The organism is Sphaerobacter sp. (assembly GCF_019683595.1).
GTDB lineage: Bacteria > Chloroflexota > Chloroflexia > Thermomicrobiales > Thermomicrobiaceae > Sphaerobacter.
The window spans coordinates 1-8,153 of record NZ_JADGHZ010000151.1; the positions used below are offsets into that span (position 1 = coordinate 1).

The following is an 8,153-nucleotide window of genomic DNA, read 5'->3' on the forward strand; positions in this document are numbered from 1 at the left end:
GGCGCTCTCCGCCGCGATCAAGTTCATGATCACCGGCGGCGTCCTGCTGCTGGCCGTCACCATCGACGCCCTCGCCCGCCGCCGCCGCCAGGCCGCCGGGCGGGCGTAGACACCGCGACGCTCGACGTGCCGCGGCGGGCGCCTGGTGCGGCACGCGGGATCGGGCTACCGCTCAGGACCACCGCACTCATTGACGGTGCCCCGCCGGCTTGCCGACCCGGGCTGCGGCTCGATCTCCCGCAGCATGGCGTCCGCGATCAGGCTGACCGGCACCGAGCCGTAGGCGAGGAACGCGTCGTGGAACTGGCGGAGGTGGAAGCCCGCGCCCTGCCGCGCCGCGAGGGTCCGGCGCAGGTCGTGGATCAGATCGGTGCCGACGAGGTACATCAGCGCCGTGCCCGGGAACATGCTGTTCTTGACCGCCTCGTCGCTCATGCCGACGCGCTCGCGATAGAACGCGGCGGCTTCGTCGAGCGTGAAGGCCCCGGTGTGGAGGCGCACGTCGACGATGGCCCGCGCCGCCATGCGCAGCCGTGAATGGGTCTCCGCGACGCGCTCAAGCGGCGTCAAGAAGCCGAACTCATCCATCAGTTCGGTCGCGTAGCACGCCCACCCTTCGGCCATCGTCCCGCCGCAGAACATGGCGATCCGGGAGGCGCAGTCGACCGCGGCCACCTGCCCGATGCGTGACGCGGCTCGGTTATAGGCGTACCAGTTCTGCACGTGGTGCCCGAGCCCCCCGTGGTGGATGACGTGGTTCAGCTTGATCACGCTGTCGTTGTGTGCCCGGAGGCGTCGCTCCTGCTCCTCCGGCGGCATGTCCGGCTCGATCGGGGTCACCAGGTAGTCGACGACCGGGACGCGGTCGAACGCCGCCGGCGCGCGGTAGAAGAGAAAGTAGAGCGATGGCGCCGCCTGGCGTGCCCAGACCGGCTGCGGGATGTAGCGGATCGGGTAGTCAGGCCAGGTGACAAGATCGTGGGCCTCGGCGTGGGCTTTCGCGGCGTCCCAGATCGCCGTGTAGCGCGCGTAGTAGTCGCTGGTCGTCGGATGCAGGTCGGTGAGCTGCGCCAGCGCCGCGGACCAGGACGGCACGCCGCAGGCCGCCGCGCTCGCCGCGAGGCGGGCGTTGGCCTCCTCAAACTGCGACCACGCGTAGCGCTCGATCTCCTCCGCGCCCTGCGCGAGGAAGTGGCCGCGCCGGAGCAGCAGGTCGAGCGCGTCCGGCCCGCAGGCGTAGGTTTCGACCGGGTGCGCCAGCAGGTCCGTCTGGAGGTAGGCACGGAAGGCGGAGAACGCCGCGGCGGCTCGGTCGGCCGCGCGGCGGAGTTGAGGCTGCTCGCCGCCGTGCTCGGCGCAGAGCCGGTCGATGCCGTCGGTGAGGAAGGCCAGCGCTCCGTCGCACTCCCGGATCGCGCGCTGAGTCCAGGCCGTCGGGGCGGCGCGCACATTGGCCTGCCCCTGCGCGAGGAGCGTGGGGATCGCTTCGAGTCGAGCGACGGCAGAGGCGACCCGCTCCGGAAAGGGCGCAAAGGGCCGCAGGAACAGGCTCAGGACGCCGAAGATGGCCTCGCCGGTGTAGACACAGGGGTTGCCGCGCTGGAAATGCCGCGAGGCGAATTCCCACTGTTGGATCTCGAGGAATCCCTCGGCGAGCTGCCGGTCGATCGCCTCCGCTGCGGAAAGCGGCTCGTCGGGTAGCTCGCGCAGCCGGCGCTGGAGATCGGCCATCCCGACGACGCAGGCATCGACGCCCGCCTCCGAGAAGTCGGGGAGGCGATCGTCGAAATCATGCACGCCGATGAACGTCGCGTTCACCGGCCGATGGCGATAGTACTCAGCGAAGAAGGCGTCGAGCCACTGCTGGAACGCGGGTGCCTGGGTGGTCATCGGTCAGGGCTCCAGCGGCATGTCAACCCAGCGGCGCTCGTGGAAGGAGAGCTCCACCGCGTTGATCACTTCCTGCACCCAGGCTCCATCGTCGAAGTTGCCCTGGTTCCGATCGCCACCGTCCTGAATCTCCGTGATGAAGTCCTTGATCAGGTTGGCATAGAAGAGCGAGCGCCACGACTCCCGCGGGTGGCCGCCGGCCGGGTAGAAGTGCTGCGGGATCTCCACCTCTCGGAACTCGACGTTGTCCGGCGTCGCCAGCTTGATGGTTTCCGCCACGCCGAACTCCTCGACCAGCCGGCAGATGATGGCACCCCGCTGGCCGTAGATGCGGGCCTCGACCCCCGGATAGTTGCCGATCGTGACGAAGCTGGTCTGGATCGACGCCAGCGCGCCGTTGGTGTACTCGGCGATGTAGATGTCGCCATCGTCGATGTTCATCCGCATCATCCGGCCAGTCGCCCGGACCATGCGCTCTGGGATGAAGTTACGCATCGTGCCGACGACGCGGCGATAGTCGGCTCCCACCCACCAGCGGCTGATATCGATGATCGGGGCGCCGTAGCCTTCGAGCGACGACGTCTGGATGACCGACTGATCCGCCTCGTGGTTGACCTGGCGCAGGGGCACCATGGGATCGAGCCACTGAGAGTTCTGCTCATAGCCGTTGAAGATGAAGGGAGTGCCGACGAAGCCGTCGTCGATCAGCCACTTGGCGTACTGCACCCCAGGGCTGTACCGGAAGGTGAAGCCGAGCTTGGTCTTCAGCCCCTTGCTGCGCGCCAGTTCAGCAGCACGGCGGGTGTCGCGAAAGTCGTAGGCCACGGGCTTTTCGCACAGCACGTGCTTTCCGGCCTCGAGCGCGGCCCAGGCCAACTCGAAGTGAGTGTGTGACGGGGTCACGATGTCGATCACGTCGATGTCAGGGCGGCCGACGATGGCTTGCCAGTCGTCGCTGGCTTCCGGGATACCGAAGCGGCTGGCGAACGCCCGGGCGCGTTCACCGTCGATGTCGCAGATCGCGACCAGCTCCGCGCGGGGGTCGCGCTGCCAGCCCGGGATGTGGGCGTGCTCCGCCCAGGCGCCCGCACCGAGGACTGCTACCCGCACCCTGCTCTCGCTCATCTACTCTGCTCTCCACATCCTCACACCGCTTCAGGGGCGGTGACGACCCCCGTCGCGCGGCAACTCTCGCGCTGCCGTGCACCGGAACGGTGCGCGGCAGATCACCTGATGCGTCGCTCCGCCACCGCGTCGATGACCTCGATCATCGACGCCACCCCATCGGAATTCAGTGCCTCGGGGCCCACATAGTGCTCGATCACCGCGGCCTGGAGCTGGGCAGGCTCGGCCGTGCGTACTGCGTCCAGCAACCGCTCGTGCAGCGCGGCGATGCCGTCGATCGTGCCGTGGATCGTCTCAAAGCTCCGGAGCATCAGCGCCCCGATCTGGCCGTCGAGCGCGCCCCAAAGCGCCAGCAAGCGCGGTGAGCCGGCCGTCTCCACGAGGCGGCGGTGGAACGCCAGATCGGTCTGCACCAGTTGCGGGAACTCGGCCGGCAGCGTGAAGGCCCGCATCTCGTCGAGCAGTCGGGTGAGATCCTGGATCAGCGCGTCGTCGAACCGCGCGTGCCCCAACCGCAGTGCGAAGGCCTCGAGCAGCGCGCGCGTGATCTTGAGGTCGTGCGCTTCATCGGGGGAGAGGCGCGTGACGAACGCGCCGCGCCGAGGCCGGATGACCACCAGGCCCTGCTGCTCAAGCATGAGGAGTGCTTCCCGGACGGTGGTCCGGCTGACCCCCAGCTCGCTGGCGATGGATGTCTCGACGAGCCGCTCTCCTGGCTGCATCCGACCGGAGAGGATGGCCTCCTGGAGCGAACCGCAGACATCATCCACGAGACGAAGACGGCTCGGGCGCCGCAGGCGCGATGGCCTTTCTCTCAGCATGCCCTGTCCTCTCAATACGGTGCGAACACGGTGAGTGCTGCGAGTGAATCTGTCCCACGGGCACCGAGATTATCAAGGTTGGCCTCAGAGCGTCACGCCGTGCCCGATGGTGAGCCATCGTCGTGCGTCCATCTCCCGCGCTTCCCGCGCTCGCGCTGGCGCGACCGATCCCGCGAGGCCCCTGCCTGCGCTGGTTCATCTCCTCTCCTGCGCGCCCCCGCGTCCGATCCGCCGTTTGGTCTCGCCGTGCCATATGTGGCCGCCGCAATTGCTTGACAACCGATTGTCGACAATATATCTTGGTGAACACAATGTCAAGTCTCCGGTGCGAGGTTGGCAGGCCTCCGTTCTCAGCGTGTGCGGCTGTGGCTCACCATAGCCATTCAGGAGGGGGTGAGGTATGTCAGAGCCTATCGAGCGGTCGTTGTCGCACCGGGCCGGGCGCCGTGTGTCGCGCCGCGGGCTGCTCCGCGCGGTCGTCGGCGGCGGTGTCGCGCTCTCGGTCGGGAGCCTCCTGACGGCCTGCGGTGGATCGAGCGACGCCACCCCAACGAGCAGCTCCCAGGGCGGGGCACCCACGTCAGCCGCGTCCGCCACGTCGTCGACCGGCACCGGAGCGGGCACGCCGGCGGCGGGCGGCGGGGCCGCCGAGGCCGGGGGCGAGCTCATCTACGGGCTGACCAACCGGTTCGACACGCTCGACCCGAACGTCACGACCTTCACCGACGTCGGCCGCATCGCGATCCACATCTTCGACCCGCTCGTCTGGCAGCCGAGCGCCGGTGAGTTCGTGCCGGGACTGGCCGAGAAGTGGGAGGTCGCCACTACCGCTGACGAGTACACCTTCCACCTCCGCTCCGGCGTGAAGTTCCACGACGGCACCGACTTCAACGCCGAGGCGGTCAAGTTCACCTGGGATCGCATCGTCGACCCCGAACTGAAGTCACAGACCGCCTTCTCGCTGATCGGTCCGTACGACAGCTCCGAGGTGGTCGATCCCCTGACCGTCACCGCCAAGTTCAAGACCGCCTTCGCGCCCTTCCTCGATTCCTGCTCCGGGCCGAACCTGGCGCCGGTGTCGCCGGCGGCCGTCCAGCAGTACGGTCCTGACTTCGGTACTCACCCGGTCGGCACCGGCCCCTTCAAGTTCGAGTCGTATGAGACCGACAATCAGGTCCGCCTGGTGCGGAATCCGGACTACAACTGGGGACCGTCGTTCCTGAACGAGGGCCCCGCGCTCCTCGACGCGATCACCTGGCGCATCATCCCCGAGCCGGCCACGCGCGTAGCGGCTCTGAAGTCGGGTGAGGTGCTGTTCATCCAGGATGTACCAACCCAGGATGTCGAGAGCCTCAAGGGCGACTCGTCCCTGACGGTGCTCGAGGCTCCCTCGGCCGGCTCCGGCGAGTCGATGATGATCAACGTGACCAGGGAGCCGACCAACGACGTGCGCGTGCGCCAGGCGCTGCAGTGGGGTGTCGACAAGCAGGGCATGAACCAGGCCGTCTGGCGCGGGCTCTACCAGCCGACCAACAGCCCACTCAGCGCGAACATGTTCGGCTACGATCCGGCCACCGAGGACATGTACTCCTACGATCCCGAGAAGGCCGGCGCGCTGCTCGACGAGGCGGGCTGGACGCTCGACGGCGACGTGCGCAAGAAGGACGGCCAGGAGCTGGTCCTCGGCCTCTACTACCGGTCGGACAACGCCGACTCGGTGGCCATGGCCACCTTCCTGCAGGCCATGTACGCCGCGATCGGTGTGAAGGTGGAGCTCAACGGGCTCGCGCAGGCCGGCTACTTCAACGCGGTCCGAGCGGGTGAGCACCATCTCCAGTTCTGGTGGGAGTCTGCCACCGACCCTGACGTCCTGCGGATCCTGTTCCACTCCTCGAACGCCGACGGCGGCACCAACCGGAACCGGTACAAGGACGCCGAGATGGACCAGCTCCTCGACCAGGCCGCGGGCTCGACCGACCCAGAGGTCCGCAAGCAGCTCTACGCCCAGATCCAGAAGAAGGCGCTGGATGAGGCGATCATGGTCTTCTTCGCAAACGTGGTTAACTTCTACGCCTATCAGAAGGGCAAGGTGGAGGGAGTCTACCTCGACTGGTCGGGGAACTTCCCGCTCTTCCACGGGGCCCGGGTGACGGCGTAGGGCTCCGGTCGATCGATCTGGATGCGCCGGACGGGGAGCGCGCCGGCGAGCCACGCGCCCTCGGCCGGTGCATCCACTCGTGCTGATCCAGCATAGGGATGCAGCATGGTTCGATACCTGCAGAAGCGCTTGCTCCTGGCGATCCCGACGATCATGCTCACCTCGATCGTCGTCTTCCTGATGCTGTATCTCATCCCGGGCGACCCGGCGTCGATCTATCTGGGTGACAAGACGGCGACGCCCGAGCGGCTGGCCGAGATGCGCCACATCATGGGCCTCGATCGGCCGCTCTACGTGCAGTACGGGGATTTCGTCTGGAAGGCCCTGCATGGCGACCTCGGCCGCTCGCTCCAGACGGGCCAGCCGGTGAGCAAGGAGATCCGGGATCGCCTGCCGAATACCGCCGCGCTCGCCATTGCCGCGATGGCGCTCGCGATCGTGGTCGGGGTTGGCCTCGGCATCCTGTCGGGCCTGAACCGCAATAGCTGGCTCGACACCGTGTCGATGTCGGTCGCGCTGGTCGGTGTCTCCGTGCCGATCTTCTGGCTCGCGCTGCTGCTCATCATGCTGTTCGCGGTACGACTCCAGTGGTTCCCGGCGACCAGCCAACCCGGGCTGCGCGGACTGGTGCTGCCGGCCGTCTCGCTGGCGCTCCTTTCCGCTGCGACCCTGGCCCGCCTGGTCCGCTCCAGCATCCTGGAAGTGCTCCAGCAGGAGTACCTGACGACCGCGCGGGCCAAGGGGCTCCGCCGTGCCGCCGTGGTACTGCGGCACGCCATCCCCAACGCGCTGATCCCGGTCATCACGGTGATCGGTCTCCAGTTCGGCAGCCTGCTGAGCGGGGCGGTCATCACCGAGACGGTCTTCGCCCGGCCGGGGCTGGGGAAGCTGGTGGTCGACTCGATCCAGAACAAGGACTTTCCGGTCGTGCAGGGTGTGATCCTCGTGCTGGCCACGATCTACGTCGTGATCAACTTGCTGGTCGATGTCGCGTACGCCGTCATCGACCCACGGATTCGGCTTCGATGACGCCCTGGCAGGCGGCGGTGCCTGGCTACGGTGTCCGGTGAGTGGTGACCATGAGGGATGCAACCTCCGCAGCCGTCGCGTCGGCCGAGCCGCTGGTCGCGCTGCAGCGGAAGCCGCGGAGTCTCTGGGGGGATGCGCTGCGACGCCTCGCCGCCAACAAGGGGGCGCTGATCGGCGTCGTGGTCTTCGTCGTCATCCTGCTCATGGCGGTGGGCGCGCCGTGGCTGGCCCCCTTCGACCCCGTCAAGCTCAACCCGATCGACTCGCTCCAGCCGCCAAGCGCCCGCCACTGGATGGGGACCGACCAGTTCGGCCGGGATGTGTTGAGCCGGGTGATCTACGGGTCGCGCACCTCCGTGGCCATGGGCTTCGTCGCCGTGGCCATCTCGGTCACGGCCGGGTCGGTGCTCGGCCTCATCTCCGGCTACTACCTCGGCGCGGCCGATATGGTGGTCATGCGGCTGGTGGACGTGATGCTGGCGTTCCCGGGGATCCTGCTCGCCCTGGTCATCATCGCGATCCTGGGGCCGAACCTCGTCAGCGCCATGATCGCGGTTGGGATCTCCGGGATGCCGGTCTTCATCCGGGTCGTGCGTGGGTCGGTCCTCACGCTGCGGGAGACCGAGTACATCGAGGCCGCCCGGGTCATCGGCTGCCGCAACGCGCGTATCATCGCGCGGCACATCCTGCCCAATGCCCTCGCGCCGATCATCGTCCTGGCGACGCTCGGCATCCCATCGGCGATCATCTCCGGTGCCGCCCTGAGCTTCTTGGGTCTGGGGATCAAGCCGCCCACGCCCGACTGGGGCGCGATGCTGAGCAACGGCAAGGACTTCGTCAGCAGCGCCTGGTGGCTCACCACCTTCCCCGGCATCGCGCTCCTCCTGCTGGTCATGGCGATCAATCTCTTCGGCGACGGCCTGCGCGACGCCCTCGACCCGCGCCTGAAGCTCTAGCGGCGTGCGGTGTCGGGCTGCGACGGTGGCCGTCGTGATATGCCCGAGGCGGGTGGTGGGAAGGGTCTACGCAGTCGGCGCGTGCCCGGGGCTAATGAACTTTGACGAATTAATCCGGTAAACGCGACAGCCGTCCGCGCCCCCGCGTTGTCATCCTGAGCGGCGCCGGGGGCG

The 8,153-nt window shown here is 67.9% G+C and carries 6 protein-coding genes; 3 read left to right on the plus strand and 3 right to left on the minus strand.

The window, feature by feature from the left end; genetic code table 11:
- Positions 1–165: 165 nt before the first annotated feature.
- The 3 genes from IRZ30_RS13475 to IRZ30_RS13485 all read right to left on the minus strand — a co-directional run bounded on the left by IRZ30_RS13475 (position 166) and on the right by IRZ30_RS13485 (position 3,836).
- On the minus strand, positions 166–1,890 hold the full coding sequence (locus IRZ30_RS13475; RefSeq protein ID WP_294085949.1) for a DUF885 family protein: 1,725 nt from the start codon (positions 1,888–1,890) through the stop codon (positions 166–168).
- Positions 1,891–1,893: 3 nt separating this feature from the next.
- The gene (locus IRZ30_RS13480; protein ID WP_294085951.1) at positions 1,894–3,015 is read right to left on the minus strand and encodes a Gfo/Idh/MocA family oxidoreductase; all 1,122 of its coding nucleotides are present in this window, start codon (positions 3,013–3,015) and stop codon (positions 1,894–1,896) included.
- Positions 3,016–3,116: 101 nt separating this feature from the next.
- Complete coding sequence (locus IRZ30_RS13485) at positions 3,117–3,836, minus strand: GntR family transcriptional regulator (RefSeq protein WP_294085953.1); 720 nt, start codon at positions 3,834–3,836, stop codon at positions 3,117–3,119.
- Between the two features lie 400 nt (positions 3,837–4,236).
- On the opposite strand from IRZ30_RS13485, the gene IRZ30_RS13490 reads away from it, so the two are divergent.
- The 3 genes from IRZ30_RS13490 to IRZ30_RS13500 all read left to right on the plus strand — a co-directional run bounded on the left by IRZ30_RS13490 (position 4,237) and on the right by IRZ30_RS13500 (position 7,979).
- On the plus strand, positions 4,237–5,994 hold the full coding sequence (locus tag IRZ30_RS13490; RefSeq protein WP_294085954.1) for an ABC transporter substrate-binding protein: 1,758 nt from the start codon (positions 4,237–4,239) through the stop codon (positions 5,992–5,994).
- A gap of 105 nt (positions 5,995–6,099) precedes the next feature.
- On the plus strand, positions 6,100–7,023 hold the full coding sequence (locus IRZ30_RS13495) for an ABC transporter permease (protein WP_294085956.1): 924 nt from the start codon (positions 6,100–6,102) through the stop codon (positions 7,021–7,023).
- Positions 7,024–7,073: 50 nt separating this feature from the next.
- Positions 7,074–7,979 carry an ABC transporter permease gene (locus IRZ30_RS13500; protein ID WP_294085958.1) on the plus strand — a complete coding sequence of 302 codons (906 nt, stop codon included), beginning with the start codon at positions 7,074–7,076 and terminating at the stop codon, positions 7,977–7,979.
- Positions 7,980–8,153: the final 174 nt, after the last annotated feature.

What these genes read in the sequence shown, in the direction of transcription:
- IRZ30_RS13475 (WP_294085949.1), bottom strand. Translation starts at nt 1,890, where the DNA reads ATGACCACCCAGGCACCCGCGTTCCAGCAGTGGCTCGACGCCTTCTTC.
- IRZ30_RS13480 (WP_294085951.1), bottom strand. Translation starts at nt 3,015, where the DNA reads ATGAGCGAGAGCAGGGTGCGGGTAGCAGTCCTCGGTGCGGGCGCCTGG.
- IRZ30_RS13485 (WP_294085953.1), bottom strand. Translation starts at nt 3,836, where the DNA reads ATGCTGAGAGAAAGGCCATCGCGCCTGCGGCGCCCGAGCCGTCTTCGT.
- IRZ30_RS13490 (WP_294085954.1), top strand. Translation starts at nt 4,237, where the DNA reads ATGTCAGAGCCTATCGAGCGGTCGTTGTCGCACCGGGCCGGGCGCCGT.
- IRZ30_RS13495 (WP_294085956.1), top strand. Translation starts at nt 6,100, where the DNA reads ATGGTTCGATACCTGCAGAAGCGCTTGCTCCTGGCGATCCCGACGATC.
- IRZ30_RS13500 (WP_294085958.1), top strand. Translation starts at nt 7,074, where the DNA reads ATGAGGGATGCAACCTCCGCAGCCGTCGCGTCGGCCGAGCCGCTGGTC.